We start from the raw sequence: 26761 nt of genomic DNA, 5'->3' as shown, positions 1-26761 counted from the left end.
CTCCCTGGCGACCACGACCTTCCGCACCGTCCCGATGTCGGTGTGGCCGGCCGGAATCGCCTTCGGCGTCGCCGGCCGCCGTACCCTGCAACCGACCGAAAGGCCTTCCGTGCCCCCGTCTCCCGCCCGCGTCACCGCGGTCGACACCTATGACATCCGTTTCCCCACCTCGCGCGAGCTCGACGGCTCCGACGCGATGAACCCGGACCCCGACTACTCGGCGGCGTACGTCGTCCTGCGCACCGACGCGGCCGACGGGCACGAGGGGCACGGATTCACCTTCACCATCGGGCGGGGCAACGAGGTGCAGGTCGCCGCGATCGAGGCACTGCGCGGGCACGTGGTCGGACGGGACGTGGCCGAACTGTGCGCCGACCCCGGCACGCTGAACCGCGACCTGATCGGCGACAGCCAACTGCGCTGGCTCGGGCCGGAGAAGGGCGTGATGCACATGGCGATCGGGGCCGTGGTCAACGCGGTGTGGGACCTGGCCGCCAAGCGCGCGGAGAAGCCGCTGTGGCAGCTCCTCGCCGACGCCGACCCGGCCTGGCTCGTACGTCAGATCGACTTCCGCTACCTCACGGACGCGCTGACGCCGGAGGAGGCCCTGGATCTGCTGCGGCGTGGGAGGGAGGGTGCGCAGGAGCGCAGAGGCCGTCTGCTGGAGCGCGGTTTCCCCGCCTACACCACCTCCGCCGGCTGGCTCGGCTATGACGACGAGAAGCTCACCCGGCTCGCCGCCCAGGCGGTCGCCGACGGCTTCCGGCAGATCAAGCTGAAGGTCGGCGCGGACCTGGCGGACGACGTACGCCGTTGCCGGGTCGCCCGCTCGGTGATCGGCCCCGGCATCCGCATGGCGATCGACGCCAACCAGCGCTGGGACATCGACGAGGCGGTCACCTGGACCAAGGCCCTCGCCGAGTTCGACCCCTACTGGATCGAGGAGCCCACCAGCCCCGACGACATCCTCGGCCACGCGGCGATCCGCCGGGCCGTCGCCCCGGTGAAGGTGGCCACGGGTGAGCATGTCCAGAACAGGATCGTCTTCAAGCAGCTGCTTCAGGCCGGCGCCGTCGACATCGTCCAGATCGACGCGGCCCGCGTCGGCGGCGTGCACGAGAACCTCGCCATCCTGCTCCTCGCGGCCAAGTTCGGCGTACCGGTCTGCCCGCACGCCGGCGGTGTCGGCCTGTGCGAACTCGTCCAGCACCTCTCGATGTTCGACTACGTGGCGCTGTCCGGCAGCACCGACGACCGGGTCATCGAGTACGTCGACCATCTGCACGACCACTTCCTCGACCCGGTGGTGATCCGCGAGGGTCACTACACGGCACCCACCGCGCCGGGCTTCTCGGCCACCATGCGGCCCGAGTCCATCGCGCGGTACACATTCCCCGGCGGCACCTTCTGGGCCGCCGACCTCGACGTGCAGAAGGGACCGGTGGGATGACCGACTTCGAGGGACTCAAGGCGCTGGTGACGGGCGGCGCCTCCGGCATCGGCCGGGCCACCGCGGAACTCATCGCCGCCCGGGGCGCCCAGGTCGCCGTCCTCGACCTGGACCCGTCGTCGGTCGAGAAACCGCTGCTCGCCTACCGTGCCGACGTCACCGACGACACGTCCGTACGCGAGGCGGTGGCCGCGGCCGTCGCCGACCTGGGTGGACTCGACGTACTGGTCAACAACGCCGGGATCGGCGCCCAGGGCACCGTCGAGGACAACGACGACACGGAGTGGCACCGCGTCCTGGACGTCAACGTCGTCGGCATGGTCCGCACGGCCCGGGCCGCCCTGCCGCACCTGCGCGCGTCGGAGCACGCGGCCATCGTCAACACCTGCTCCATCGCGGCCACCGCGGGCCTGCCGCAGCGGGCGCTCTACAGCGCGACCAAGGGCGCCGTGTACTCCCTCACGCTCGCCATGGCCGCCGACCACATCCGCGAGGGCATCCGCGTGAACTGCGTCAATCCGGGTACGGCCGACACCCCCTGGATCGGCCGCCTGCTGGACGCGGCCGACGACCCGGCCGCCGAACGCGCCGGCCTGGAGGCCCGCCAGCCCACCGGCCGACTGGTCACCGCGGCCGAGGTCGCCGGCGCCATCGCCTACTTGGCGAGCCCGCTGTCCGCCGCCACCACCGGCACGTCACTCGCGGTCGACGGCGGCTTGCAGGGCCTGCGGCTGCGCCCGGCGGGACAGCGGTGAGCGCGCTCGGCCGCAGCGGCGTCGAGGTCACCGACCTGGCCTTCGGCGCCGCCGTCATCGGCAACCTGTACACCGAGGTCGGCGAGGAGCAGGCACGCCGAGCCGTGGACGCTGCGTGGCAGCGGGGCGTCCGCTACTTCGACACCGCACCCCACTACGGCCTCGGCCTGTCCGAGCGCCGGCTCGGCGCCGCCCTGCGCGAGCGCCCGCGCTCGGCCTACACCATCTCCACCAAGGTGGGCCGCCGTCTGGAACCGTCCGACGGCGCGGGCGACGACCTCGCCAACGGTTTCGCCGTGCCGGCCACGCACCACCGCGTGTGGGACTTCAGCGGGGACGGTGTACGACGCACCCTGGACGCCTGCCTGGAACGGCTCGGCCTCGACCGCGTGGACATCGTCTACCTCCACGATCCCGACGACCACGCCGAACAGGCCTTCCGGGAAGGCTATCCGGCGCTGGAGAAGCTGCGCTCGGAGGGCGTGGTCGGCGCGATCGGCGCGGGCATGAACCAGGCCGAGATGCTCGCGCGCTTCGTCCGCGACACGGACGTCGACGTGGTGCTGTGCGCCGGCCGCTACACCCTGCTCGACCAGAGCGCGCTCACCGACCTCCTGCCCGCGGCCGTCGCCCGCGGCACATCGGTCGTCGTCGGCGGCGCCTTCAACTCGGGCCTGCTGGCGGACCCGAAGCCGACGGCGACATACAACTACGGGCAGGCGCCGACCGAGTTGCTGGACCGCGCCCTGCACCTGAAGTCCGTCGCCGACCGCCACGGCACCACCCTGCGTGCCGTCGCGCTCGCCTTCTGTGCGGCTCATCCGGCCGTCGCGAGCGTCCTCGTCGGCGCCCGCTCGGCGCACGAAGTCCACGACTGCGCCGACCAGTTCGCGACGCCCGTGCCCGCGTCCTTCTGGCAGGAGCTGCGGGACACCGGACACCTCCCCGCCGACGCCCCCGTACCGGGCGAGGCGCCGTCATGAGAGTCGCCCCGCACACCAGGGTCGTCCTGGAGTGCGAGGACTACGCGCGCCTGCCCGCCGAGCTGGAGCGGCTGCCGCACGCCGGCCGCGACCTACGCCGAAGTGACGGGCGCCGTCCACGAGTTGACCGCCCACCTCGGCGCCGCCGAGCGCGCGCGACTGTACGAGGGCACGGCCACCGCCGTCTACGACCTCGGGCCGGCCCGAAGACGTCCAGGCGTCCAGTGGGGAGTCCCTCACGACCGCTGAGCGACGCCCGCGAGCCGCGTCGGCGGCAGATACTCCCGCACGTACGTCCGCTCCCAGCAGGCGCCTGTCTCCCGCAGCTCGCGCCAGGTCGTGTAGCGGTAGCGGAAGAGGCGGGCGCGGACGTAGCGCGGGGGCTCGTCGGGCGGGAACGGAGAGCGGCGGATCAGCTTCAGCGTGTCGCGGTCGTTCTCCAGGAGCCGCTCCACCAGGGCGCCGAACCACGGGCCGGCGTAGGCGGGCGACAGCGCGGCGAACCACATCAGCCAGTCCAGCCGCAGGTGGTACGGAGCGTACTGGTGCGGCCAGTGCCGTGGATCGCCCGGTTTTCCCTTGAACTCGTACTCCCGCCAGTCCGAGTCCTGGTGCGGTACGGCGTCGAGCGTGCCCTCGACCACGACTTCGTACCTGACGCGGCTGACGCTGCCGAACGCGCCGTAGGTGTTCACCAGGTGGAGGGGGTCGAAGGAGCGGTTCATGACCTGGCGGCGGGAGATCATGTTCACCACCGGGTGGTAGCTCAGGAACAGGATCAACGCGACGACGGCGAGGACCACCACCTCGTACCAGAGCGGGGTGGCGGGCACGGACGGCGGGGATCCGGGGATCCGCAGCGCCGACAGGGCCAGCACGATGGTGATCCAGTTCAGCCAGGCGAAGTTGCCCGACAGCACCAGCCACAGCTGAGTGACGATCATCAGGGACGCGGCGGCGGTGGCGACGGGCTGCGGGGCGAACAGCAGGAAGGGAACGATCAGTTGGGTGACGTGGTTGGCCGCCACCTCCGCCCGGTGCAGCGGCTTGGGGAGGTGGTGGAAGAACCAGCTCAGCGGGCCGGGCATCGGCTGCGTCTCGTGGTGGTGGTACAGGCAGGTCAGCTTCCGCCAGCACGCGTCGCCGCGCATCTTGATCAGCCCCGCCCCGAACTCCACCCGGAACAGGATCCAGCGCAGCAGGAACAGCACCAGCACCGGCGGGGCCACCTCTTCGTTGCCCAGGAACACGGCGAGGAAGCCCACTTCCAGCAGCAGGGACTCCCAGCCGAACCCGTACCAGGTCTGGCCGACGTTGACGATCGACAGATACAGCGCCCAGGGCACCAGCCACAGCAGCATCCCGCCCCACAGGGGCAGCAGGGAGTCCAGCCCCGCGATCAGTGCCGCCGAGACCGCGCAGCCTGACCAGGCGCAGGCCGCGAAGAAGCGGTCGGAGTAGTGGAGATGGAACAGGCTGGGCGCCTGCCGGAACGGCACCCGTGCGACGAAGCGGGGCACCGGCAGCATCCCGCGCTCGCCCAGCAGCGCGCGGAACTGCAGGGCCGCCGTCAGGAACGAGACGAGGTACATGGCGGCCAGGGCCCGCTGGAAGACCAGCCGGCTCAGCCAGTACTCGGATGCGGTGAACCAGTCCACGGCTGTGCGCTCCTCTCCTCCATTCTGCCGCCGGTCACTCCCCGTGTTCCATTCCTCCGCTTGCGTAACCCAGGTGAGTGCCGCAGACAATGGTCATCGTGCGGACATCCAGCAGAACCATCGTCACGGCGTGCGCGCTCTCGGCGGCGCTCCTCGTCGCCGGCTGCGGCGGGAACGAGGGGCCGGCGCGTACGACGGCGCCCCAGTTGATCACCGGCATCACCCTCGATCACGGTGCCCTCCCGGGCAAGTCCACCATGGACACCACCAGCCTCACCGACACCACGGCCACCGGGGAGGAGGCGGACGACCTCGAGTCGCTGTCCGACGAGATCGGCCCGGACTTCGTGCCGGAGATACCGGATCTGCCCGACGGTGGCGGGCTCATACCCGACGACACCGACGAGCCCGATGGCTCCGACACCACCGGAAGCATCTTCGACGGTCCGGCCGACCTCTTCGTGGATTGAACCGACCTCTTCGTGGATTGATCCGGCGTGACTGATCCTGTTCCCCGTCGTGCTCACCGGTCGAAGATTCGGGCAAATCCTGGCAAAGTGGCTCCATGGTTGATCGGGGAGCGAGCGCCCTGTCACTCCCGGACGACTGGCCCGCCCACCCGGATCCGATTCTGGCGCTCAACCGCATGGGCAGCTTCGACTGGGACCTGGACACCGGCCTGTTCCACATGGACGCCCTCGCCCACGAGATCTTCGACGTGCGTCCCGACGAATACGACGGCCACCCGGAGACCCTCGCCCTGCGGGTCCCGCCGGCCGAGGGCCGGCGCCTGGACACCCTGATCGCCCAGGCCATCAAGGACGGCAGCGAGAACTACGGCGCCTACTTCCGCCTCCGCTGCCGCGACGGCACCCTGCGCTGGACCCACACCCAGGGCTACATCCGGCGCGACGTGACCGGCCGCCCGCGCCGGATCGTGGGCATCGTCCGCGACGCCACGCAGGAGCTCAGCGACCTCGCCGAGCGCCGTGACGCGGCCGCCCTGGACGACGCCCGCCGCAAGCAGACCGACGTCGTGCAGCTCACCACGGCCGCCCTCGCGCACGCCCGCACCGTGCGGGACGTCATCGACGTACTCAAAGACACCCACGGTCTCAGCCACCTCGGGGCGACCAGCCTGGTCATGGGCCTCGTCGAGGCCGGCCGCATCCGCCTGGTCGCCGAGGGGCCCGAGGGCAGCTTCGTGCCCGGCACCCTGGTCACCCGCATCGACGAGCCGTACCCGATGAGCGAGGTCGTGCGCACTCTCAGCCCCCGGTTCATCGAGTCGCCCGACGAGTTCGCCGCCGGTTATCCGATCCTGTGGCCGGGCCTCACCGACTTGAAGATCACCTCGGCCGCGTATCTGCCGCTGATCGTCCAGGCCCGCCCGATAGGCGCCATGGGGCTGCTCTACAGCGACCGCCGCGGCTTTACCCCCGAGGAACGCAACATCCTCGTCGCCCTCGGCAGCAGCATCGCGCAGAGCCTGCAACGGGCCATGTTCTACGAGCAGGAGAAGGACATCGCCCAGGGCCTGCAACAGGCCATGCTGCCGCGCACCATCCCCAGCGTGCCCGGCGCCGACATCGCGGTCCGCTACCGGGCCGCCACCATCGGCGGCTCCCTCGGCCGGGACATCGGCGGCGACTGGTACGACCTGATCCCGCTGCCCGGCGGCCGGGTCGGTGCCGTCATCGGCGACGTCCAGGGCCATGACACGCACGCGGCGGCCGTGATGGGCCAGCTGCGCATCGTGCTGCGCGCCTACGCCGCCGAGGGCCACACCCCGGCCGCCGTGATGGCCCGCGCCTCCGTCTTCCTGCACGAACTCGACACCGACCGCTTCGCGACCTGCCTGTACGCGGAGGCCGACCTGGCCACCGGCGTGGTCCAGGTGGTCCGGGCCGGCCACATCGATCCGCTGCTGCGGGCACCCGACGGCACCTGCCGCCGTGTCGCCGTCCCGGGCGGACTGCCGCTCGGCCTGTCCGTGGAGTTCGGCAGGCTGGAGTACCCGGTCGGCACCATCGAACTCGACCCCGGCCACACCCTGCTGCTGTGCACGGACGGCCTGGTCGAACAGCCGGGCGCCGACCTCGACGACGGCATGAAGGCCCTCACCGCGTTCATCGCCGACGGCCCCGACGACGTACGCGACCTCGCCGACCGGCTCATCGACGTGGCCGAGGAACGAGGTGGCGACGACGACGTGGCCCTGCTCCTGCTGCGCCGCCGCGGCCTGGACTCCCCGCGGACCGGTGGCCGCCTCCAGCAGCACGTGGCCCCCGGCGACCCCGAGGCGCTCACCCACGCCCGCCATCTGATCCGCGCCGCGGTCCGTGCCTGGGACGCGGGCGGGCGCGCCGACGAGGTCGAACTGGTCGCCGACGAACTGATCACCAACGCGCTCATGCACACCGAGGGAGCCGCGATCGTCACGCTGCGGGTCCTCACCGGCTCCGGCCGCAGGCTGCGCGTCGAGGTCGAGGACTCCTCCAGCGCCCTGCCGCGCCGCCGTGAGGCCGGGGAGTCCGGCGTCTCCGGCCGGGGCCTGCTCCTGGTGGACCTGCTCACCGACGTGTGGGGCGTGGAGGCTCGGGGCGGCGGGAAGTGCGTGTGGTGCGAGTTCGTGGTGCCGGAGCAGCCCTGACCACAGCCGCCTGACGATGGCACTCTGGACGTATGCCGGAACTTCCCGAGGTCGAAGCGCTCAAGGACTTCCTCGCCGAGCACCTGGTCGGCCACGAGATCGTACGGGTGCTGCCCGTCGCGATCAGCGTCCTGAAGACGTACGACCCTCCGGTCACCGCCGTCGAGGGCCATGAGGTCACCGCCGTGCGCCGGCACGGCAAGTTCCTCGACCTCGGGACGGACGACGGACTCCACCTCGTGACGCACCTGGCCCGCGCGGGCTGGCTCCATTGGAAGGACCGCCTCCCGGACGGCCCGCCCCGCCCCGGCAAGGGCCCGCTCGCCCTGCGCGTGGCGCTGGAGACGGGCGCGGGCTTCGACCTGACGGAGGCGGGCACGCAGAAGCGGCTCGCCGTGTACGTCGTACGGGATCCGCAGGAGGTCCCGGGGGTGGCCCGGCTCGGCCCGGACCCGCTCGCCGACGACTTCGACGAGACCCGCCTCGCGGCCCTGCTCGCGGGGGAGCGGCGCCAGATCAAGGGCGCCCTGCGTGACCAGAGCCTGATCGCCGGCCTGGGCAACGCCTACAGCGACGAGATCCTGCACGCGGCGAAGATGTCCCCGTTCAAGCTGGCCGCCTCCCTCACCCCGGAGGAGGTCCGAGGCCTCCACGAGGCCCTGCGCGGCACGTTGACGGAGGCCCTCGAGCGTTCCCGGGGCGTGGCGGCCGGCCGCCTGAAGGCCGAGAAGAAGACCGGCCTGCGCGTCCACGGCCGCACCGGCGAACCCTGCCCGGTCTGCGGCGACACCATCCGCGAGGTCTCCTTCAGCGACTCCTCACTCCAGTACTGCCCCACCTGCCAGACGGGCGGCAAACCACTGGCGGACCGCAGGCTGTCGAAGCTGCTGAAGTAGCGCCCTAGCTCGGCGTGAGCGTCACCAGGTGCTCCCCGGTGGCCGTGCGGACCTCGTAGCGGGCGATCTGGTCGGGGTGGAAGGTCGAGCCGCTGTGCATCGTGAGAGGGCGGGCGTCGTGGTTCGGCACCATCCAGCCGGCCAGCGTCTGCTCCGAGCCGTCGTTGCCGACGGCGATCAGGCGGCAGGAGCGCGGGCCCGCCCCATCCTTGACCTGGAGCTCCACATCGCTGCCGTAGCTCTCGTCCTGGGTCGTGACCTGTGCCCACACCCCCGACCGCTCGTCGGTCGCCGCGATCCGCACGGCCCCGTCGCCGCCGCTCGCCACGAGCGAGAGCACGCTCCCGGCCAGCGCGACCACCACGGAGGCGGCCAGGGCGAACACCAGCCGCCGGCGCCCGGCCCGGTGCCGGGCCGCGACCTCGCCGAGCAGCTTGTCCAGCAGTTGCGGGCCGGGACCGGCCATGGGGTGCACGGAGCGCGGCGTCGCCCGCCGGTACAGCAGCAACTGCCGTGCCACGGGGCCGAATTCGGTGACCTGCGCGGCGCACCGAGGGCACTCCATGAGGTGGTCCTCGAAGCGGAAGGCCTCCACTTCGTCCAGGAGGCCGAGCGCGTACGCGCCGACGTCGCGATGCCTTTCCAGGGACCTCATGCAGAATCCTCGTGCCGTTGGGTGTTGGTGGGGTTACTGCTTGCTCCCACCGGTACGCACCCGACAGCCGAATCACTCAAGCCCCGCACAGAATCGCAACCAACGAGTTCGTAGCGGTCGAGCCCGCGGATTGGTCCGATTCTAAAAAAGATGGATGGCGAGATGTCCGAGGGGCAGTCCGAGCTGCCACGCGGGCGTCCACACCTTCGGTCCGTCGTCCTCGCCGACCGGCGGCGCGCCGCCCGGCACCGCGTTCAGATCGGGCGCGAGCAGCTCTGTCTCCTGCAGCCAGCGCCAGGCCGCCTCCGCCAGGTCCAGGTCCGGCGCCGGCCCCGTCGACGCGGCCGCCTCGGCGGCCAGCTGGGCCAGCCGCTCGCCCACCCAGTCCTGCCACGGCTGGTCGTACGCCGTCAGCGAGAGCCAGGTCTCCAGCTGCGTGACGACCCGGATGCCGGAGAGCTCGCCGTCGGTGTCGGACAGGAAGATGGTGAGCGCCAGGGCGTCCCGCCCGGCCCGGAACTCGAAGGACGTCGGCGGCATCAGGTCGCCGGTCCGCAGCAGCTCGTCGGCGATGTACTCGGCGTACAGCCACGCCATGGGGACGGTCAGTTCACCGCCGTCGGTGCCGTCCGTGTCCTGTTGACCTCTGTGCAGCATCCCTTCCTGCCTTCCTCCGGTGCGTGCGCGTCGCCCGAACCCGGGCCCCCGGTCCGGAACACGGATGAGGACAGCCGATTACTCAACAGGGGTCCTCAGCAAGGCGCTTTACGGAGGTTTGACTTGCCCATTGGTTTCAGTGCAGGTCGGCCGCATAACCCGGAAGCACTCGGCGCAGGGCGCGCAGCGCGTAGTACGCGCGGGACTTCACGGTACCGGGCGGGATTCCCAGGGCCGCCGCGGCCTCCGCCACACTCGCCCCTTGGAAATACACCAGCACCAGGACTTCACGGTGCTCCGGAGTGAGTGTCTTCACAGCCTCGCGCACATCGAGCGTGGCCGCCGACCGCTCGGCGTGATCGGCACACACCGGCGCGTGCTCCAGGACCGCGTCCCCGACCTCCGCCGGACGCGCCTGCCGGGCCCGCCGTGCGTCGATCGCGAGCCGCCGCCCCACGGTCAGCAGCCATGGCCGTACGGAGTCGAAATCCTCGGCACGCAGGGCCTCGGGATGCTGCCAGGCGCGCACCAGCGTCTCCTGCACGAGGTCCTCGGCGCGCTGCCGGTCGCCGTCGCAGAGCCTCAGCAGCAGCGCGAAGAGCGGCCGGCCGTGCTCGCGCTGCAGCGCGACGAGCTCGTGTTCGGCGGTCGTCGACTTCATGAGGGTGGTTCCGGCCGTCATGGCCGTATGGGAACGCAGGGTGCCGTCCGGGGACAGGGCGCGCACACGGATCTGCGGCGGACGGTCGATCGCGTCGACGAACGGTTCGACGAACGGTCCGCCCACCCCGCCCGCGCACGCCCAAAGGGTTAATAGGAGTGCCGAGGTCGTTTGCGGCGGCGGTCAAGCTCATACCTATTTGTGCGTAAATACGACCACGACGGGGTGAGTGATGATCGCACGCAGACGACAGATGGCCCTGGCCCTGACGGCCGTCCTCGCCGCGGCCGCCGCCTGCCAGGCCCACGAACGCCAACCGCCCGACCGGCCAGGACGGCCGGCCCCGTCCGGGGCCGCCGCCCGCGCCTTCACCCTCGTCGCCTCCGGCGACGTGCTCCCGCACGACTCGATCATCGACCGGGCGCAGTTCGACGCAGGGGGCACGGGCTACGACTTCCGGCCGATGTTCGCCGGCATCGAAACCGTCGTCTCCCGGGCGGATCTGGCGCTGTGCCACATGGAAACCGTGTACGGCGCCGACGGCCACTACACCGGCTACCCCGATTTCAAGTCTCCGCCCGAGGTCGCCGAGGCCCTCGCCGCCACCGGCTACGACGGCTGCTCCACCGCCTCCAACCACAGCCTCGACGACGGCGCCCCCGGCATCCGGCGCACCCTGGACGCGCTCGACGCCGTCGGCGTGCGGCATGCCGGAACGGCCCGCAGCGAGGCGGAGTCGCGCACCGTCACGATGCTGCGCGCGGGCCCCGCGAAGGTCGCCCACCTCGCGTACACGTTCGGCACCAACGACAACCCACTGCCGGCCGGCCAGCCCTGGGCCGTCAACCTGACCGACCAGAACCGGATCCTCGCCGACGCCCGGGCCGCCCGGCAGGCGGGCGCCGACGTGGTCGTCGTCTCCGTGCACTGGGGCACCGAATGGCAGGACGCGCCGGACACACAGCAGCAGACCCTCGCCCAGCGGCTCACCGCCTCCCGCACTGCCGGCCGCCCCGACATCGACCTCATCCTCGGCACCCACGCCCATGTCCCGCAGGCGTACGAGAAGGTCAACGGCACCTGGGTGATCTACGGGATGGGTGACCAGATCGCCGGTGAGATGTTCGACCACACGGGCGCCCGGGATGTGCGCGGCAACCAGTCCACCCTCGGCCGCTTCACCTTCACCCCGCCGACCCGGCCGGGCGGGCGCTGGGAGGTGACCAGGGCCGAGTTCGTCCCGCAGCTGTTCGACATCGACGCCGGCCGCGTGGTCAACCTCAACCAGGCACTCACCCAGGGCGCCGACGTGGAGGGCGTGCGCGACCGGATCCGGGACGTGGTGTTCAGCCGGGGCGCGGCGAAGGACGGGCTGGTGATGGGGCAGTAGGACCGGCCCGTCCACGCATACGGGCAATGGCTGCGCTAACGCCCCGCCAGCGCCGACCGCTTGTACGAGTACCCGAAGTAGACCGCCGTTCCGATCAGGAACCACACCGCGAACCGCACCCAGGTCTGCCACTGCAGGAAGGTGATGAGCCAGAGCGAGAAGACGACACCCAGCGCGGGCACGAACGGCATCCACGGCGTACGGAAGGTGCGTGGCAGCTCCGGCTGCCGGTAGCGCAGCACGATCACCGCCGTGCACACCACCACGAACGCCAGCAGGATGCCGATGTTGGTCAGCTCGGCCGCCTCGCCGATGGGCAGGAACCCGGCGATGGCGGCCGACGCCGCCCCGACGATCCACGTCACGCGCGTCGGCACGTGCCGTGTGGGGTGCGTCTTCGCGAACCACTTGGGCAGCAGCCCGTCCCGGGACATGGAGAACCACACCCGGGTCACGCCCAGCATGAACGTGAACATCACGGTCAGGATGCCGATGATCGCGCCCACCGCGATCACGTCCGCGAGACCGCTCAGCCCGACCGACTTGAACGCGGTGGAGAAGCCGCTCTCCGGGTCGATGTCCTTGTAGTTCTGCATGCCCGTCAGCACCAGGCAGGCGGCGACGTACAGAACCATCGAGATCGCCAGTGAGTAGAGGATCGCTTTCGGCATGTGTTGCTGCGCGTCCTTCGACTCCTCGGCCGCCGTGGACATGGCGTCGTAGCCGAATACCGCGAAGAACACGGTGGCCGCGCCGGTGAAGGCCCCGCTGATCCCGAACGGGAAGAAGGGGTTGTAGTTCGAGGTGTCGATGTGGAAGACGCCCACCCCGATCACCACCAGCACTACCAGCACCTTGAGCACCACGACCGTCGTCTCGAAGCGGGCCGCGTTGCGGATGCCGAGGGTGAGCAGATACGCGATGAGCAGGCACAGCACCGCGGCGAACAGGTCGACGCGGTGCCCGTCGCCGGTCCCCGGCGCCCCCAGCATCCAGTTCGGCAGGTTCGCGCCCAGCTCGCCGATCAGGAAGCCGAAGTACCCGGAGATGCCGATCGCGACCACCGCCACGATCGCCGTGTACTCCAGCAGCAGGTCCCAGCCGATGAACCAGCCGGCGAACTCGCCCAGCACCGCGTAGCCGTACGTGTAGGCGGAGCCCGCCTTCGGGATCAGCCCGGCGAACTCGGCGTACGACAGCGCGGCCGCGGCGCTCGCGACGCCGGCGATCAGAAACGAGACGAGGACCGCCGGGCCCGCCGTGCCGTTGGCCACCGTCCCCGCGAGCGTGAAGATGCCGGCGCCGATGATGCCGCCGACGCCGATGGCGGTCAGCTGCCACAGGCCCAGCGACCGGTCCAGCCGTGGGCCCTCGGCGACCTCGGTGTCCTCGATGTGTTCGATCGGTTTGCGGCGGAGAATGCCCTCGCCCGCCCGGAGTCCGGCCATGCGCCTCACCTCTTCACGGTCCGCGAACGGCTGACGGCGGATCATGATGGCGCAGCCAGCCGGGCGACGGAAGACGCCACGCACGGACCCCCGGGACTCTCTCCTCCGGCGCCTACGGCACCACCGTGACCGGCCACCGCCCCGCTTTCACCAGCCGGATCGCGACGGACCCGATGATCCGGTGGCCGGCCTGCTCGGAGGCGCCCACCACCACGGCGTCCGCCTTGAGCTCGTCCGCCGCCTTCACCAGACCGCTGTAGGGGTCACCGCGGAAGGTGTGGAACTCCCAGCGCAGGTCGAATATCCCCTTGACCCGCTCGGCGGCCTCCCGGATGTGCCCGACCAGGTCCTCGGCGATCTCGTCGGTCGTCTCGGCCACCGGCACCCCCAGGGCAGCGCCCGCCGCCATCACCGGCTGCACGTACACCACGGCGAGCAGCGCGTGCTGCCGCCGGGCCAGGCCACCGGCATATGCCGCAGCCCGGAGCGAGGAGTCGGAGCCATCCATCCCGACCACGATGACCTTGGGTCCGTCCGTGCCCCGTTCGAACTGGGAAGCGCGCTGTTCCGTCACGTCCCGAGGCTATCGGAGGCAAAGGCTCCGGTCACCGGGCGGACCACTCGACGGGCGGGTCCGCAGAGGTGTTCCTACAGTCGGAACATGAGTCCCACCGTGGAGGCCACCACGGCCAAGGACGCCCAGGGCCCGATACGCACGCCCGGCGGCGGTTTCCTCAGCCGGGTGCCCGAGGCCTTCGCGACCTTCTTCGGCGCCCTGGGCCTGCTCTGCGCGCTGCTGGACCTGATCCCGCCGCTGCGCGCCCTGCTGCGCCCGGTCGTCCGCTTCCTCGACCTGCTCACCGTCCCTGTCAGCGCCAACCTCGCCTACGCCGTCTTCCTGTTCCTGCTGGCCGCCGCGACCGCCGCCCGTAAGAAGGTCGCCTGGTGGCTGGTCGTGGTCTATCTGGGTCTGCTGGTCCTGACCGACGCGCTCGGCGCGGCTGACGGCCTGTACGCCGAGTCCGTCCCCTCCCTCGTCGTGTGCGGCCTGGCCCTGGTCCTGCTGGTCGTGGCCCGCAAGGAGTTCTACGCCGCCTCCCGCCGCGCCGCCGTACGGCGGGCGCTCGTCGTGCTGATCGCCGGGCTCGCGGTGGCGATCCTGGCCGGCTGGGGCCTGGTCTCGCTGTTCCCCGGCACACTGCCGGAGAGCCAGCACCTGGCCTGGGCGGCCGCACGGGTCCTCGGCGGCCTGGTCTCGGCGCGCTCCTTCGACGGCCGCCCGCCCCGCGCACTGTTCTTCGTACTCGGCCTGTTCGGCGCCCTCGCCCTGCTCAACGCCGCTGCCACACTGTTCCGCTCCCAGCGCCTCGAAGCCGCCCTGCACGACGACGAGGAGCTTCGCATCCGCGCCCTGCTGGCGCGCTACGGCGACCAGGACTCGCTCGGCTACTTCACCACCCGCCGTGACAAGGCCGTCGTCTTCTCGCCCAGCGGCAAGGCGGCCGTCACCTACCGCGTCGAGGCCGGCGTCTGCCTCGCCGGCGGCGACCCCGTGGGCGACCGGGAGGCCTGGCCGCACGCCGTCGCCGCCTGGCTCGACATGGCTCGCCACCACGCCTGGGCGCCCGCCGTCATGGGCGCCTCCGAGGACGGCGCCAAGGCCTATGCGCGCGCCGGCCTCGGCGCCCTCCAACTGGGCGACGAGGCCATCGTGCACCCCGCCGGCTTCGACCTCGACGGCCGCGACATGCGCGTCACCCGCCAGGCCGTCCACCGCGTCCGGCGCACCGGCGCCCGCTGCCGCATCCGCCGCCACTCCAGCCTCAGCGAGGTGGAGATGGAGGAGATCGTCGACAAGGCCGACACCTGGCGCGACACCGAGACCGAACGCGGCTTCTCCATGGCCCTGGACCGCCTCGGCGACCCCGCCGACGGCGACTGCCTCCTCGTGGAGGCGCTGGGTGAGGACGGCCGGCTCCTCGCCCTGCTCTCCTTCGTGCCCTGGGGCAAGGACGGGGTCTCCCTGGACCTGATGCGCCGGGACCGCACCGCCCCCAACGGCGTCATGGAGTTCATGGTCGCCGAACTGTGTGCCGCGGCCCCGCAACTGGGCGTGCGCCGCATCTCCCTCAACTTCGCGGTGTTCCGGTCGGTCTTCGAGGAGGGCGCCCGCATCGGTGCCGGACCCGTGCTGCGCGGGTGGCGCCGCCTGCTGTTGTTCTTCTCCCGCTGGTGGCAGCTGGAGGCCCTCTACCGCTCCAACGCCAAGTACCACCCCGCGTGGTACCCGCGCTTCCTCTGCTACGGCGACGCCGCCTCCCTGGCCCGTATCGGCCTCGCCTCCGCCATCGCCGAGGGCTTCGTCTCCGTACCCTCGCTGCGCAAACTCTGGGGAAAGGGGCACCCGAAGGGCGCGCAGCGGCCCGCGACCACAGAAGGGCTGCCGTCGCTGTCGGCGCTCGGCCTCTACGGAGGGGACGAGGCCGAGGCAGCCGGCCCGGACGCGGGCCTGCCGGAGCAGGTCCGCGTCCGGCACCGCAAGCTGGACCGGCTGCGCGCCGACGCCACCGACCCCTACCCGGTCGGCATCCCGCCCCGCACCCACTCGCTCGCCGACGTACCCCGGGGCGGACAGGTCACCGTCGCGGGCCGCGTCATGCTCGTGCGCGACTTCGGCGGCATCGTCTTCGCCGTGTTGCGGGACTGGTCCGGCGACCGCCAAGTGGCCCTCACCCGCGCGGAGTCCGGCCCCGCCCTCGACCGCTTCACCGCCGACGCCGACATCGGCGACCACGTCACCGTCACCGGCCGCGCGGGCGTCAGCGACCGGGGCGAACCGACCGTCTTCGTCACCTCGTGGCAGCTCACCGGCAAGTGCCTGCGTCCCCTGCCCGACAAGCACCGCGGTCTCGCCGACCCCGAGGCCAAGGTCCGTATGCGCTACCTCGACCTGGTGACCAGCCCCGCCGCCCGCGATGTCGTCCGCGCCCGCTCCACCGCCGTACAGGCACTGCGTCAGGGCCTCCTCGACCGCGGCTACATCGAGGTCGAGACCCCGATGCTCCAGCAGATCCACGGCGGCGCCAACGCGCGCCCCTTCACCACCCACATCAACGCCTACGACCTCGACCTGTACCTGCGCATCGCCCCCGAGCTGTACTTGAAGCGGCTGTGCGTCGGCGGCCTCGAAAAGGTCTTCGAAATGGGCCGGACCTTCCGCAACGAGGGCGTCTCCTACAAGCACAACCCCGAGTTCACGATGCTGGAGGCCTACCAGGCCTTCGCCGACTACGACGTGATGCTCGACCTCACCCGTGAGCTGATCCAGGGCGCCGCGACCGCCGCCTTCGGCAGCCCCGTCACCCGCAAGGACGGCGAGGAGTACGACATCTCCGGGAGCTGGCCGGTCAAGACCGTCCACGGCGCGATCTCCGCGGCACTGGGGGAGGAGGTCGACGCCGGCACCGACCTGCCGACCCTGCACCGGCTGTGCGATCGGGCGGGCGTGCCGTACACCGCCGACGACGGCCGCGGCGACGTCGTCCTGGAGATGTACGAACGGCTGGTCGAGGAGAAGACCCGGCTGCCCACCTTCTACAAGGACTTCCCGACCGACGTCTCCCCGTTCACCCGGCAGCACCGCACCGACCCGCGCCTCGCCGAACGCTGGGACCTCGTCGCCTTCGGCATCGAACTCGGCACCGCCTACTCCGAACTGACCGACCCCGTCGAGCAGCGCCGCCGCCTGACCCGGCAGTCCCTGCTCGCCGCCGGGGGAGACCCCGAGGCGATGGAGTTGGACGAGGACTTCCTCGACGCCCTGGAGTACGCGATGCCGCCCACCGGCGGACTCGGCATCGGCGTCGACCGGCTGGTCATGTTCCTCACCGGTCTGACGATTCGCGAGACGCTGCTGTTCCCCCTGGTACGCCGCCGCTGAACGCGGCCACTGGGCCGGGCGGGTGGACTCCCGCCGCCGCTCCAGTGTCGCTGCGGTGCGCCGGGCCCCGGCCGGGCGACTGATGAGTCATGAAGAAGGATCAGTTCCTCGCGAGGCGCCGTGCTTTGCTCGTCGGCGCCGCCGCTCTGGGCGCGGCCGCCGGCGCCGGTCTGCTCGCACTGGGCACGGATGACGAGCCGGCCAGGTCCGCGGTCCCGGCCGCGGGCGCCCCGGCGCGCCGCCTGCCGTCGAAGCCCTCCGCCTACCGCCTCCAGCCCCTGACCGGATACGGTCCCCCGGTCGCCGAGCGCGGCCGGACCCCGGTACGCCACGAGCCGCTGTTGCGGGTGTCAGGACGCGGCCGCACCATGGTGCTGACCTTCGACGACGGACCCGACCGCCGCTACACGCCGGGCATCCTGAGCACCCTGCGCGAGTACGACGTACGCGCCATGTTCTTCGTGTGCGGGGAGATGGCGGTCGACAACAAGGACCTCCTCGCCCGGATGGCCGACGAGGGGCACGTCGTCGGCAACCACACCTGGACCCACCCCCTGCTCACCCAGCTCAGCCGCGCGCAGATCCGCTCCGAGATGGAGCGCACCAGCGATGTCATCGAGGATGCCTACGGCGAGCGCCCGCAGTGGTTCCGGGCCCCCTACGGCGCCTGGAACCGGGCCGCCTTCCAGCTCGGCGCCGAACTCGGCATGGATCCCCTCGCCTGGACGGTCGACTCCCTCGACTGGACCACCCCCGGCACCCGCACCATCGTCGACCGGGTGGAGAGCGGCGCCGCCCCCGGCGTCGTCGTGCTGTCGCACGACGCCGGGGGAGATCGTTCCCAGAGCGTGCGGGCGCTGCGTGACTACCTGCCGCAGCTGCTGGACTCCGGCTACCACATCACCGTGCCGCGCCGGGAGTACGTCTGACGGGCCTTCGCCCGCCCGGCCGGGGAACGCTCAGCGGACCTCGACCAGACGGGCGAAGACGACGACGTTGCCGTCGTAGCCGTGCTGCTTGGAGAAACCGCCGCCGCAGGTGATGACCCGCAGTTCGGGGGCTCCCTTGGAGGCGTAGACGCGGTCGCTCGGGAAATTGCTCTTCGCGAAGACCTCGATGCCGTAGATCTCGAATACAGCCGTCTTTTCGTCCTTGCGGGCGACCTCGATGCGATTTCCCTTCTTCAGGGCCCCGAGTCCGTAGAACACGGCGGGGCCCTGTTGGTTGTCGACGTGACCGACGATCACGGCGGTTCCCTTTTCGCCGGGCGAGACGGCGCCGGTGAACCACCCGGCCAGATTCGGGTCCTCCGGCGGCGGCGCGTCGACCCAGCCGTCCGTGTCCAGGCCGACCGGTGTCACGGGCGCGTCGACCTGGATCGCGGGGATCCTGACCCGGTCGGGGACGGAGTACGGCAATGGGGCCGCGACCTGGCCGAAGGTGCTATTGGTGCTGCGGCTGTCCGTGGCTGCCGCCGCTGCCGCCGACGACGCGGGCTGCGGCGGCCCCACGTCGAACTCCCCCGAACCGTTCCGGATGAGCGCGAGACCGGTCAGCAGAACAAGCGCTATCACGCCCCACGGGGCACGCTTCTTCTGCCGCTGCTCCTCCTCTTCCGCCATCACGGACAGCTCGTACGGATACATTCGCCATCCCCTCTCGACACGGCCGTCGCCGCGTCACTTCGCGCGTGCGTAAACGCTAAGTCCCCCATGCGAAACCGGCGACGGGGCAGAGGCGAACGGGTGGCTCCGTGTCGCGGGGTGCGCCATCCGGGTCGACGCCGGACAGGAAGTTTCTGACGGTGTGTGACCTGCGGCAACATCAGATTGTGCGATTTTCCCTCGGCGTGTCCGCTCACCAGGACGGACCATCCCCGAAATGCGGCGGCGTGCACGGCATCTGAGGGTGTATCGAGAGACGCTTTCTCGCCGATCGACCGGGGACGGGTCCCGGGGCGTCTCCGCGGAGGATCACATGCGAAACTCACGTGCCCTGGCGGCCGCGGCCACTGTGGCTGCCGTCCTCGGGTTCGCCGCCCCCGCGGCCGTCGCGGACGGGATGGGCAACGGGGGCGGCACCTCGAATGACCTGGTCGGCATCAACGGGGTCGCGCCTGGCGCCAACGGGGTCACGCCGGGCGTGAACGGGATCGCGCCCGGCGGGGTCGGGCCGGGCGGGGTCGGGCCGGGCGTCGTAATCGGGCCGGCCAACAACTGGGGCGGGGGCTTCCCCAACAACAACGGGGGTTTCCCCAACAACAACGGGGGCGGCTTCGGCAACAACAATGGAGGTGGCCCCGGGAACAACAACGGGAACGGCTTCGGCAACAACAACGGGGGCGGTCCCGGGAACAACAACGGGAACGGCTTCGGCAACAACAACGGCTTCGGCAACAACAACGGGCGGGGCCCCGGCAACAACAATGGAGGCGGTCCCGGGAACAACAACGGGAACGGCTTCGGCAACAACAACGGCTTCGGCAACAACGGCTTCGGCAACAACAACGGACGGGGTCCAGGGAACAACAACGGCTTCGGCAACAACAACGAGGGTGGCTTCGGCAACAACGGCTTCGGCAACAACAACGGACGGGGTCCAGGGAACAATAACGGAAACGGATTCGGCCCCAACAACGGGAACGGCTTCGGCAACAACGGATTCGGTAATGGCTTCGGCAACAACAACGGCTTCGGTAATGGCTTCGGCAACAACAACGGCTTCGGCAACAATGGCTTCGGAGCGAGGAACATCGTCGCCCAGCCCGGCGTGATCGCCGCCGGCGGCCGGCTCACCGTCACCGTGGACGGTTGCCGCAACGGCGGCACCATGTCGTCGCGTGCCTTCCGCACCACCCCGCTGCGGCCGCTCAACGGCGCCAACGACACCTCCAGGGGCATCGCGACGATCAACGACGACGCCCGTCCCGGCCGTTACGACATCACGGTCAACTGCAACGGCCGGACCCTGACCCGCCCGGGGGCCTTCACCGTCATCGGCGGAGTCCGCGGCGGCCTGGGCGGCAGTATTTCCATCGGGGCGACCCCGACCGACATGGCCATCGGCGGCGGACTCGTGGGCGCGGCCGTCATCAGCGGCGGGGCGTTCTGGCTGCGCCGCCGCGCCGAGAAGCGCGGCTGATCCCGGTCCCCTCGAAGCGGGGCGCACGCCGAAAGACCCTCGCCCCGGATCCTCGGCGGATCCGGGGCGTAGCGGGCTCCCCGGGGACCGGCAAGGTCCCCGGGGAGCGACCGTGGCGGCCCCCCGCAGCCACCGTCGTCGCGGTTGCTCACGCCGTCGCACGGCTCGTCAGCGGCCCGCGTGCGGGAAGAGGTTCAGGAACGGCTCCGCCGAAGCAGTGATGCCACGGCTGTAGGGGGAGTCGAAGTCCCAGATCAGGAAGAGCAGGAAGGCGATCAGAGCCGAGAACAGCCCGGCCAGGACCAGTTCCCGTGCCGTACGCCGGATCTGCAGGGCGAAGACCATGCCGATGGTGATGGCGGCCCCACTGAGCAGGCCGAACCACACCACGCCGGGCATGGTGGCCCCGGTGGAGTCGGCACGGGCGTTGCGTGCCTGGTCAGCCGTGGCGACCTGGTCGAGGAGCGGCTGGTAGGCCTGGGCCTCGAAGTCCGTCTTCGGCTGGTAGTCCGTGACGTCCTCGCGGACGCGCTGCATCAGTTCGGTGCCCCGCTTCGTGACCTCCCCGTGGTCCGCCATCGCCTTCCACTCGGTGGTCACGACGTACCCGACATAGGCGTCGGTGTCCGCCCGGACACGGTCACGGACATCGGGCGGATACACCCGGACCCGTGCCGAGATCTCGTGCAGCGCCTGGGCCTCCGCCTGGACGTGGTCCTGGGCGACGCTGCGCGCCTCCCAGACGCCGGCGATGGCCAGGCCCAGGACGATCGCGTAGATCACGCCGATCCACATCGTCATGTACTCGATGACATCCGGGGTGTCGTTGGGATCCTCGTCCTCGGGAGCCCTGCGATGCCGTACGAGGGTGATGACGACCACCACGGCGCAGGCCGCGGCCATCGCGAGGGTGAGAACAAGCCATTCCGGCAAGAGATGCCTCCAGGGATCAGCGCGGACGCAGTGCGGCGACGGCGACCACCGCGGGCGCCGTGATGAGCAGGACGTAGACGACGGGCGACGTGGTGCCGCGCACGGGCCGCCGGGGCGGCGTGGAGTGGTACCGCGGATAGCTCACCGGCGTCACGGAGGGACGCGGAGTCGGCGTGGGCGACGGCTCGGGTGCCTTCGGCGGTGTGGGTGCCGACGTCGGGGCCGGACGTGGGCGGGGTGCCGCGGGCTGCGGCGTCGGCGTGGGCGGCGGCTCGGGCCGGGGCTTCGGAGGCAGGGGCGGAGTCGGAGTCGGGGGCGGGGTGGGCGTGGGGGTCGGCTTCGGTGGCGGCGGGGTCGGAGTCGGGGTGGGCGTCGGGGTCGGCGACGGCACCGGGCACGACGGGGGAGTCGGCCAGGTGCCGCTCCCCGCGACCGCCACCGCTTCCGTGCCGTCCGGGCCGGTCGAGGCCCACGCGCAGGCGTCGGCCGCCGCCGTCCCGGCCGGTGCGCCCACGAGGATCCAGGCCAGCGCGAAGAGGGCCAACACCCTTGTGGCGAGGGCGGATCGGGTCGGTTCGGGTCCATGCACGACGGAGATCATTCGTCGTGTCGCGCCTGCCCACGCGGGAGCGCCGGAGGATTGCCCCGAAGGGGGGAAAAGCGACGTACAGCGGTTTGAGCGGTTCACCGCCGGGACGGCGGCGGCACGCACGTGCGTACGAGACGGGGCGGTGCGCGTCACAGGTTTCCGGAAAGAAATTTGTGACGCGGCTGAACACAACCCCTGTCCCCGTGCGTACCCAGTGTCGTGCGGCGGCCCAGAGGGGGCTGCAACACCTGGTGATGATCGGGGAGTTGACGATGAAGACCTCCTGGCGGAGCGCCTCTCTCGTGGCGAGCGCTGTGTCCGTGCTGGCGCTGACGACGGCGTGCGGTCAGGAAGGCGGCACTCAGGCCGCGAGCCAGAACGTGGGTGCCACGGCCGCGGCCGGCAACTACGGCAGCGCCGGCAGCACGGGCCTCGGCACCACCGCCGGCGCCGGAACCAGCACGCAGGCCCCCGCGGCTCAGACCTCCACCGCCGGTGAGCTGGCCGTTTCCGACAACGCGGAACTCGGGAAGGTGCTCACCGACAGCACCGGTCTCACCCTGTACCGCTTCGACGACGACACCGCCGAGCCGCCCAAGTCGAACTGCGACGGCGACTGCGCCACGGCCTGGCCGCCCGTTCCCGCGGACGACGCCACGGCCGGCGCGGGCATCGACAAGGCGCTCCTCGGCGAGGTCACCCGCTCCGACGGCACCAAGCAGCTGACCGTCGCCGGCTGGCCCGCGTACCGCTACGCGAAGGACACCAAGTCCGGTGACACCACCGGCCAGGGTGTGGGCGGCAAGTGGTACGCGCTGGCCCCCGACGGCAAGAAGGCGAAGCTCACCAGCCTGCCCGGGCTGTCCACCCGCAAGGATCCCGACCTGGGTGAGGTCGTCGTCGACAAGAACGGCATGACGGTCTACCGCTTCCTGAAGGACAAGGCATGGCCGAAGCCGGTGTCGGCGTGCACCGGCGCCTGCCTGGAGAAGTGGCCCGCTGTCGGGCCCGTCGCCACGAACGACACCGAGGGCGTCGTGAAGAAGGGGCTGATGAGTTTCACCCGGCCCGACGGCGTCAAGCAGCAGACGGTCAACTGCTGGCCGATTTACACCTTCTCCGGTGACAAGGCGCCCGGAGACACCAATGGTCAGGGCGTGGGCGGCACGTGGTACGCCGTGGCTCCCGACGGAAAGCCGGTCGGCGCGCCGAAGGAGTAGAGATCGCCTCCCCAGGGCTGATCGTCCTTCCCCGCAGCGCGCGCGACCCCCGGTCCGCCCCCTCCGCACCGCACGGAGGGGGCGGACCGCTGTATGCCCTTCACCCAGAATTTTCCTGGCGGTTCATCGCTCTTCACACCTCTCCGGAACTCTCCGGAACACCCCGGATACTTTTCGTAGAGTCGTTCGCCGCACCTCAATTCGGCACGTGCCGCAGGCAGTGACCGGGAACGGACGGTCAATTTCCGTTTCCGCTCGCCCCTTTGGCGGGCGATCAGTAGCCTCTGCTCGAACACCGGATCGCCTACGTCTTGGAGTGTTGGATGGAGCGTCCCGCTTGGGCCGCACGCAGCATCGACATCTCGGTGCCGAGCGTTTCGCGAATCTACGACTACTACCTGGGCGGTTCGCACAACTTCGAGGTCGACCGGGAAGCGGCCCGCAAGGCCATGGAGTTCATGCCGGGACTCCCCAAGATCACGCAGGCGAACCGGGCGTTCATGCGCCGCGCCGTGCGCTTCGCGGCCGCCGAGGGCATCACCCAGTTCCTCGACATCGGCTCCGGCATCCCCACCTTCGGAAACGTCCACGAGGTGGCCCAGGCCGCCGCCCCGGGCGCCCACGTCATGTACGTCGACCACGACCCGGTGGCCGTCGCGCACAGCCAGGCGGTGCTCGCGGGCAACGACGGCGCGGATGTCGTCGCAGCCGATCTCCGCAAGCCCCGGGAGATCCTGTCGAGTCCTCAGGTTCAGCACCTGATCGACCTGAATCGGCCAGTGGCGCTGCTTCTCGTTGCCATACTGCATTTCGTGGAAGACGTGGACGACCCGTACGGAGTGGTGGCCGAGCTGCGCGAGGCGCTCGCGCCCGGCAGCCTGCTGATCCTGACGCATGCCTCGTACGAGGGAATCCCGTTGTCACCGGAGCGGGCCGACGGCGCGGTGGACGTATACAAGGACATTCGCAATCCGCTCATCATGCGCTCGCGGAACGAGATCGAGCGGTTTTTCGAAGGGTACGACATGGTGGAACCGGGACTGGTGCCGATGCCGCTCTGGCGGCCGGAGACGGCGCCGGAGGACGAGGATCCCTACGCCTACTCCGGTTTCGCGGGCGTGGGGCGTACGGCGTGACGGCGGATCCGGACGGCCCGGAGGACAGACTGCGCCGGTTCGCCACGATCTGGAGCCGGGCGGTGTTTTCGGTGACCTCGACATCACTGACCCGGCCGGAGTTCGAGGAGCAACTGCTCCCGCTGGCCAGGAGGTTGAGCGAGGCGCTGCGGGCCCGGGCCTTCGACGCGGACGCGGGCAGGTCGGTCGGCGCCGCCCTCGTCGAGGCGCACTGCACGGACCCCGAGGCGCTCAGCCGTGCGCTGGAGTGCGTCGAGGCCTACCTCGTGCTCTACTGCGGCGAGGACGGCCCACAGGAGGCTCTGCGAAGCCGCTCCTCCCGGCTGCAGCACGCCATGGCCGCCGGGTTCGCGCAGGCACTGCGCGAGCGGACGCTCGCCGAGCAGGAGGCGATCGCGCAGGCCGCGCTCCAGGCCCAGGGCCTGGTCGCGCAGGCGCTGCACGCGAGCGAGGCGCGGTTCCGCGCGGTGTTCGAGGACGCGGCCATAGGAATCGGCATCGCCGACCTGGACGGCAACGTCCTGGAGGTCAACGGGGCGATGCTGCGCATGTTCGGCGGCTCCGAACAGTCCGTGCGCGGCCGCAACGTCCGGGAGTGGACGCACGCCGAGGACGCACCGCAGATCTGGCGGCTGTACGAGGAACTGGTGCGTGGCGACCGCGAGCACTACCACGTGGAGAAGGCGTTCTACCGCCCTGACGGAACGGTCCTGTGGACCAACCTGACGGTGTCCCTGCTGCGCGACGCCGACGGCGACCCGCAGTACCAGCTGGCGCTGATGGAGGACACCACCGAGCGCCGCCTGCTCAACCTCCGGCTGCGCTACGAGGCCACGCACGACGCGCTCACCGGCCTGCCCAACCGCACGCTGTTCTTCGAGCGCCTGGAAAAGGCGCTGAGCGCCGGCCCGGGACAGCGGTTCGGACTGTGCTACCTCGACCTGGACGGCTTCAAGACCATCAACGACAGCCTCGGTCACGCGGCCGGCGACCGGCTGCTCGTCGAGGTCGCCGACCGGCTCCAGTCCTGCGCGACCGCGCCGGGCGAGATGGTCGCGCGGCTCGGCGGCGACGAGTTCGTGGCGCTGACCACCGGGCCGGACACCCAGCGGGAGGTCGACGAGCTCGCCGCGCGCATCATGAGCGCGCTGATCGCCCCGGTCAGCGTCGACGGCCGGGAGCTGACCGTGCGCGGCAGCATCGGTATCGTCGAGGGCGCGGCGCAGGAGCGGAGCGCGGCGGAGGTGCTGCGCAGCGCCGACATCACGATGTACCGGGCCAAGTCCGCGGGCGGCAACCGCTTCGAGCTCGCCGACCCGGAGGCCGACGCCCGCGCCATCACCCGGCACGGACTCACCACGGCCCTGCCGACCGCCCTGGAGCGGGGCGAGTTCTTCATCGAGTACCAGCCGTTGGTCCACCTCGGCGACGGCAGCGTCCGCGGCGCCGAGGCCCTGGTGCGCTGGCTGCACCCGCAGCACGGCGTCCTCGGCCCCGACCGTTTCATCCCGCTCGCCGAACACACGGGCCTGATCGTTCCGCTGGGCCGCTGGGTCCTGGAGCAGTCGGTCCGCCAGGCCCGCGAGTGGCGGGACCGCCACACCGACGCCGGCCCGTTGCGCATCAACGTCAACCTCTCGCCCTGCCAGCTCACTCACCCCGGTCTGGTGCAGGACACCGTCGACATCCTGGAGCGCACCGGCGTCGCCCCCGACGCGCTCTGCCTGGAGGTGACCGAGTCGGCGCTGATCGGGGCCGACGACGACCTGCTCAAGCCGCTGCGCCGGCTGGCCGAGATGGGCGTCGACATCGCTCTGGACGACTTCGGCACCGGCTACTCCAACCTCGCCAACCTGCGCCGGCTGCCGGTGAGCATCCTCAAGCTGGACCGTTCCTTCACGCAGAGCATGCAGCGGTTCCCGGCCGACCCCGTCGACCTCAAGATCGTCGAAGGTATCGTTTCGCTTGCCCACAGCCTGGACCTCGCGGTGACCGTCGAGGGCGTCGAAACCGGCGCCCAGGCCGCGCAGTTGCGGATACTGGGCTGCGACACGGCCCAGGGCTGGTACTACGCCCGCCCGGGCCCGCCGGAGCGGCTGCACGAACTGGCGCTGGTGGACGCGACGGGGTGACGGCCGTAACCCGGTTGCGGGGGTGCCGGGGCCGCGGGCGACGATATGCGGGTGACCCAGGAATCAGATGACGTGAACGAGGCGATCGCGGGCGAACTGCGCCTCATGGACCCCGCCGTCCGCTCCGGTGCCGAGGCCGCCCGCCTGTTCGACCCGGAGTTCGTCGAGGTCGGCGCCTCGGGCCGGCGCTACACCTACGAGGAGACGATCGCCGGGCTGCCCGACAAGCCGGGGAGCTCGGCGGACGGCCCGCGCTACGAGCCGTCGGCGATCACGGGCGTCCTGGTGGCCCCCGGTCTGGTGCACCTCACCTTCGAGACCGTTTTTGACGGCCGCCGCGCCCGCCGCAGCTCCCTGTGGCGCAAGCGCGACGAGGAGACGGGGTGGCGCATGTACTACCACCAGGGCACGCCGGTGCCGCCCGAAATCGACTGAGCGCTCCGCGGGATGTGCGGCGATGCGCC

The 26761-nt window shown here is 71.1% G+C and carries 22 protein-coding genes and 1 pseudogene; 14 read left to right on the top strand and 9 right to left on the bottom strand.

Annotation, left to right across the window (positions count from 1 at the left end; all coding sequences use genetic code 11):
- Nucleotides 1-109 precede the first annotated feature (109 nt).
- From ACFY16_RS31365 to ACFY16_RS31355, 3 genes are read left to right on the top strand one after another with little or no spacing between them, the layout of a single operon-like run.
- Entirely contained in the window at nucleotides 110-1450 is a 1341-nt protein-coding gene (locus tag ACFY16_RS31365; protein ID WP_390650666.1) for an L-fuconate dehydratase, read from the top strand.
- Nucleotides 1447-2205 (top strand): SDR family NAD(P)-dependent oxidoreductase, encoded by a 759-nt coding sequence (locus ACFY16_RS31360; protein WP_390650574.1) that lies wholly within the window; start codon nucleotides 1447-1449, stop codon nucleotides 2203-2205. Before ACFY16_RS31365 ends, ACFY16_RS31360 begins: the two co-directional genes overlap by 4 nt.
- Nucleotides 2202-3188: an aldo/keto reductase gene (locus tag ACFY16_RS31355; RefSeq protein WP_390650573.1), complete on the top strand. Its 987-nt coding sequence runs from the start codon at nucleotides 2202-2204 to the stop codon at nucleotides 3186-3188. Before ACFY16_RS31360 ends, ACFY16_RS31355 begins: the two co-directional genes overlap by 4 nt.
- 236 nt (nucleotides 3189-3424) lie before the next feature.
- On the opposite strand, the gene ACFY16_RS31350 is transcribed toward ACFY16_RS31355, so the two are convergent.
- Nucleotides 3425-4846, bottom strand: a complete 1422-nt coding sequence (locus tag ACFY16_RS31350) for a lipase maturation factor family protein (RefSeq protein WP_390650572.1) — start codon at nucleotides 4844-4846, stop codon at nucleotides 3425-3427.
- A gap of 98 nt (nucleotides 4847-4944) precedes the next feature.
- Between ACFY16_RS31350 and ACFY16_RS31345 the strand changes: the two genes are divergently transcribed.
- From ACFY16_RS31345 to ACFY16_RS31335, 3 genes are all read left to right on the top strand, one after another.
- On the top strand, nucleotides 4945-5316 hold the full coding sequence (locus ACFY16_RS31345) for a hypothetical protein (RefSeq protein WP_390650571.1): 372 nt from the start codon (nucleotides 4945-4947) through the stop codon (nucleotides 5314-5316).
- Between the two features lie 95 nt (nucleotides 5317-5411).
- The gene (locus ACFY16_RS31340; RefSeq protein ID WP_390650570.1) at nucleotides 5412-7499 is read left to right on the top strand and encodes a SpoIIE family protein phosphatase; all 2088 of its coding nucleotides are present in this window, start codon (nucleotides 5412-5414) and stop codon (nucleotides 7497-7499) included.
- A gap of 32 nt (nucleotides 7500-7531) precedes the next feature.
- On the top strand, nucleotides 7532-8395 hold the full coding sequence (locus ACFY16_RS31335) for an Fpg/Nei family DNA glycosylase (protein ID WP_390650569.1): 864 nt from the start codon (nucleotides 7532-7534) through the stop codon (nucleotides 8393-8395).
- Nucleotides 8396-8399: 4 nt separating this feature from the next.
- Here ACFY16_RS31335 and ACFY16_RS31330 read toward each other — a convergent pair whose 3' ends face one another.
- The 3 genes from ACFY16_RS31330 to ACFY16_RS31320 form a co-directional block, all read right to left on the bottom strand.
- Nucleotides 8400-9050: a zf-HC2 domain-containing protein gene (locus ACFY16_RS31330; RefSeq protein WP_390650568.1), complete on the bottom strand. Its 651-nt coding sequence runs from the start codon at nucleotides 9048-9050 to the stop codon at nucleotides 8400-8402.
- Nucleotides 9051-9191: 141 nt separating this feature from the next.
- On the bottom strand, nucleotides 9192-9707 hold the full coding sequence (locus ACFY16_RS31325) for a hypothetical protein (RefSeq protein ID WP_390650567.1): 516 nt from the start codon (nucleotides 9705-9707) through the stop codon (nucleotides 9192-9194).
- Nucleotides 9708-9843: 136 nt separating this feature from the next.
- Complete coding sequence (locus ACFY16_RS31320) at nucleotides 9844-10389, bottom strand: sigma-70 family RNA polymerase sigma factor (RefSeq protein WP_390650665.1); 546 nt, start codon at nucleotides 10387-10389, stop codon at nucleotides 9844-9846.
- Nucleotides 10390-10600: 211 nt separating this feature from the next.
- Here ACFY16_RS31320 and ACFY16_RS31315 point away from each other — a divergent pair, with 211 nt between their 5' ends.
- A complete protein-coding gene (locus ACFY16_RS31315) occupies nucleotides 10601-11758 on the top strand; it encodes a CapA family protein (protein ID WP_390650566.1) in 1158 nt (385 codons plus the stop codon).
- A gap of 35 nt (nucleotides 11759-11793) precedes the next feature.
- Here ACFY16_RS31315 and ACFY16_RS31310 read toward each other — a convergent pair whose 3' ends face one another.
- Together ACFY16_RS31310 and ACFY16_RS31305 are read right to left on the bottom strand one after the other, a co-directional pair.
- Nucleotides 11794-13206, bottom strand: coding sequence for an amino acid permease (locus tag ACFY16_RS31310; RefSeq protein ID WP_390650565.1), 1413 nt, complete (start codon nucleotides 13204-13206; stop codon nucleotides 11794-11796).
- A gap of 112 nt (nucleotides 13207-13318) precedes the next feature.
- Entirely contained in the window at nucleotides 13319-13780 is a 462-nt protein-coding gene (locus tag ACFY16_RS31305) for a universal stress protein (RefSeq protein ID WP_390650564.1), read from the bottom strand.
- Nucleotides 13781-13867: 87 nt separating this feature from the next.
- Here ACFY16_RS31305 and lysX point away from each other — a divergent pair, with 87 nt between their 5' ends.
- On the top strand, nucleotides 13868-17146 hold the full coding sequence (gene lysX / locus ACFY16_RS31300) for a bifunctional lysylphosphatidylglycerol synthetase/lysine--tRNA ligase LysX (RefSeq protein WP_390650563.1): 3279 nt from the start codon (nucleotides 13868-13870) through the stop codon (nucleotides 17144-17146).
- Nucleotides 17147-17235: 89 nt separating this feature from the next.
- Entirely contained in the window at nucleotides 17236-18075 is an 840-nt protein-coding gene (locus ACFY16_RS31295) for a polysaccharide deacetylase family protein (RefSeq protein WP_390650562.1), read from the top strand.
- A gap of 30 nt (nucleotides 18076-18105) precedes the next feature.
- On the opposite strand, the gene ACFY16_RS31290 is transcribed toward ACFY16_RS31295, so the two are convergent.
- The gene (locus tag ACFY16_RS31290; protein WP_390650561.1) at nucleotides 18106-18792 is read right to left on the bottom strand and encodes a class F sortase; all 687 of its coding nucleotides are present in this window, start codon (nucleotides 18790-18792) and stop codon (nucleotides 18106-18108) included.
- A gap of 1102 nt (nucleotides 18793-19894) precedes the next feature.
- Between ACFY16_RS31290 and ACFY16_RS31285 the strand changes: the two are divergent.
- A pseudogene (locus tag ACFY16_RS31285) lies at nucleotides 19895-20287 on the top strand (hypothetical protein); the annotation flags it as partial.
- A gap of 168 nt (nucleotides 20288-20455) precedes the next feature.
- On the opposite strand, the gene ACFY16_RS31280 reads toward ACFY16_RS31285, so the two are convergent.
- Both ACFY16_RS31280 and ACFY16_RS31275 read right to left on the bottom strand, forming a co-directional pair.
- Complete coding sequence (locus ACFY16_RS31280) at nucleotides 20456-21220, bottom strand: hypothetical protein (RefSeq protein ID WP_390650560.1); 765 nt, start codon at nucleotides 21218-21220, stop codon at nucleotides 20456-20458.
- 16 nt (nucleotides 21221-21236) lie between these two features.
- Nucleotides 21237-21809, bottom strand: a complete 573-nt coding sequence (locus ACFY16_RS31275; RefSeq protein WP_390650559.1) for a hypothetical protein — start codon at nucleotides 21807-21809, stop codon at nucleotides 21237-21239.
- A 272-nt stretch (nucleotides 21810-22081) separates the two neighbouring features.
- Here ACFY16_RS31275 and ACFY16_RS31270 point away from each other — a divergent pair, with 272 nt between their 5' ends.
- The 4 genes from ACFY16_RS31270 to ACFY16_RS31255 all read left to right on the top strand — a co-directional run bounded on the left by ACFY16_RS31270 (nucleotide 22082) and on the right by ACFY16_RS31255 (nucleotide 26732).
- Nucleotides 22082-23029 (top strand): SCO0930 family lipoprotein, encoded by a 948-nt coding sequence (locus ACFY16_RS31270; protein ID WP_390650558.1) that lies wholly within the window; start codon nucleotides 22082-22084, stop codon nucleotides 23027-23029.
- 323 nt (nucleotides 23030-23352) lie between these two features.
- On the top strand, nucleotides 23353-24165 hold the full coding sequence (locus ACFY16_RS31265) for an SAM-dependent methyltransferase (protein ID WP_390650557.1): 813 nt from the start codon (nucleotides 23353-23355) through the stop codon (nucleotides 24163-24165).
- Nucleotides 24162-26297 carry a putative bifunctional diguanylate cyclase/phosphodiesterase gene (locus ACFY16_RS31260; protein WP_390650556.1) on the top strand — a complete coding sequence of 712 codons (2136 nt, stop codon included), beginning with the start codon at nucleotides 24162-24164 and terminating at the stop codon, nucleotides 26295-26297. Before ACFY16_RS31265 ends, ACFY16_RS31260 begins: the two co-directional genes overlap by 4 nt.
- A 45-nt stretch (nucleotides 26298-26342) precedes the next feature.
- Nucleotides 26343-26732: a DUF4440 domain-containing protein gene (locus ACFY16_RS31255; RefSeq protein ID WP_390650555.1), complete on the top strand. Its 390-nt coding sequence runs from the start codon at nucleotides 26343-26345 to the stop codon at nucleotides 26730-26732.
- The last annotated feature ends 29 nt before the right edge of the window (nucleotides 26733-26761 follow it).

The organism is Streptomyces sp. NPDC001315 (assembly GCF_042896175.1).
In the GTDB taxonomy this organism is placed as follows: Bacteria; Actinomycetota; Actinomycetes; order Streptomycetales; family Streptomycetaceae; genus Streptomyces.
The sequence above is the reverse complement of the archived record's forward strand: the minus strand, read 5'-3'. Positions and strand labels throughout refer to the sequence as shown.

Excerpts from the sequence above, each read along its gene's own strand:
- ACFY16_RS31290 (WP_390650561.1), bottom strand. The coding sequence starts at position 18,792 with ATGTATCCGTACGAGCTGTCCGTGATGGCGGAAGAGGAGGAGCAGCGG.
- ACFY16_RS31320 (WP_390650665.1), bottom strand. The coding sequence starts at position 10,389 with ATGACGGCCGGAACCACCCTCATGAAGTCGACGACCGCCGAACACGAG.
- lysX (WP_390650563.1), top strand. The coding sequence starts at position 13,868 with ATGAGTCCCACCGTGGAGGCCACCACGGCCAAGGACGCCCAGGGCCCG.
- ACFY16_RS31265 (WP_390650557.1), top strand. The coding sequence starts at position 23,353 with ATGGAGCGTCCCGCTTGGGCCGCACGCAGCATCGACATCTCGGTGCCG.
- ACFY16_RS31325 (WP_390650567.1), bottom strand. The coding sequence starts at position 9,707 with ATGCTGCACAGAGGTCAACAGGACACGGACGGCACCGACGGCGGTGAA.
- ACFY16_RS31310 (WP_390650565.1), bottom strand. The coding sequence starts at position 13,206 with ATGGCCGGACTCCGGGCGGGCGAGGGCATTCTCCGCCGCAAACCGATC.
- ACFY16_RS31295 (WP_390650562.1), top strand. The coding sequence starts at position 17,236 with ATGAAGAAGGATCAGTTCCTCGCGAGGCGCCGTGCTTTGCTCGTCGGC.
- ACFY16_RS31335 (WP_390650569.1), top strand. The coding sequence starts at position 7,532 with ATGCCGGAACTTCCCGAGGTCGAAGCGCTCAAGGACTTCCTCGCCGAG.
- ACFY16_RS31270 (WP_390650558.1), top strand. The coding sequence starts at position 22,082 with ATGAAGACCTCCTGGCGGAGCGCCTCTCTCGTGGCGAGCGCTGTGTCC.
- ACFY16_RS31255 (WP_390650555.1), top strand. The coding sequence starts at position 26,343 with ATGCGGGTGACCCAGGAATCAGATGACGTGAACGAGGCGATCGCGGGC.
- ACFY16_RS31330 (WP_390650568.1), bottom strand. The coding sequence starts at position 9,050 with ATGAGGTCCCTGGAAAGGCATCGCGACGTCGGCGCGTACGCGCTCGGC.
- ACFY16_RS31315 (WP_390650566.1), top strand. The coding sequence starts at position 10,601 with ATGATCGCACGCAGACGACAGATGGCCCTGGCCCTGACGGCCGTCCTC.
- ACFY16_RS31340 (WP_390650570.1), top strand. The coding sequence starts at position 5,412 with ATGGTTGATCGGGGAGCGAGCGCCCTGTCACTCCCGGACGACTGGCCC.
- ACFY16_RS31360 (WP_390650574.1), top strand. The coding sequence starts at position 1,447 with ATGACCGACTTCGAGGGACTCAAGGCGCTGGTGACGGGCGGCGCCTCC.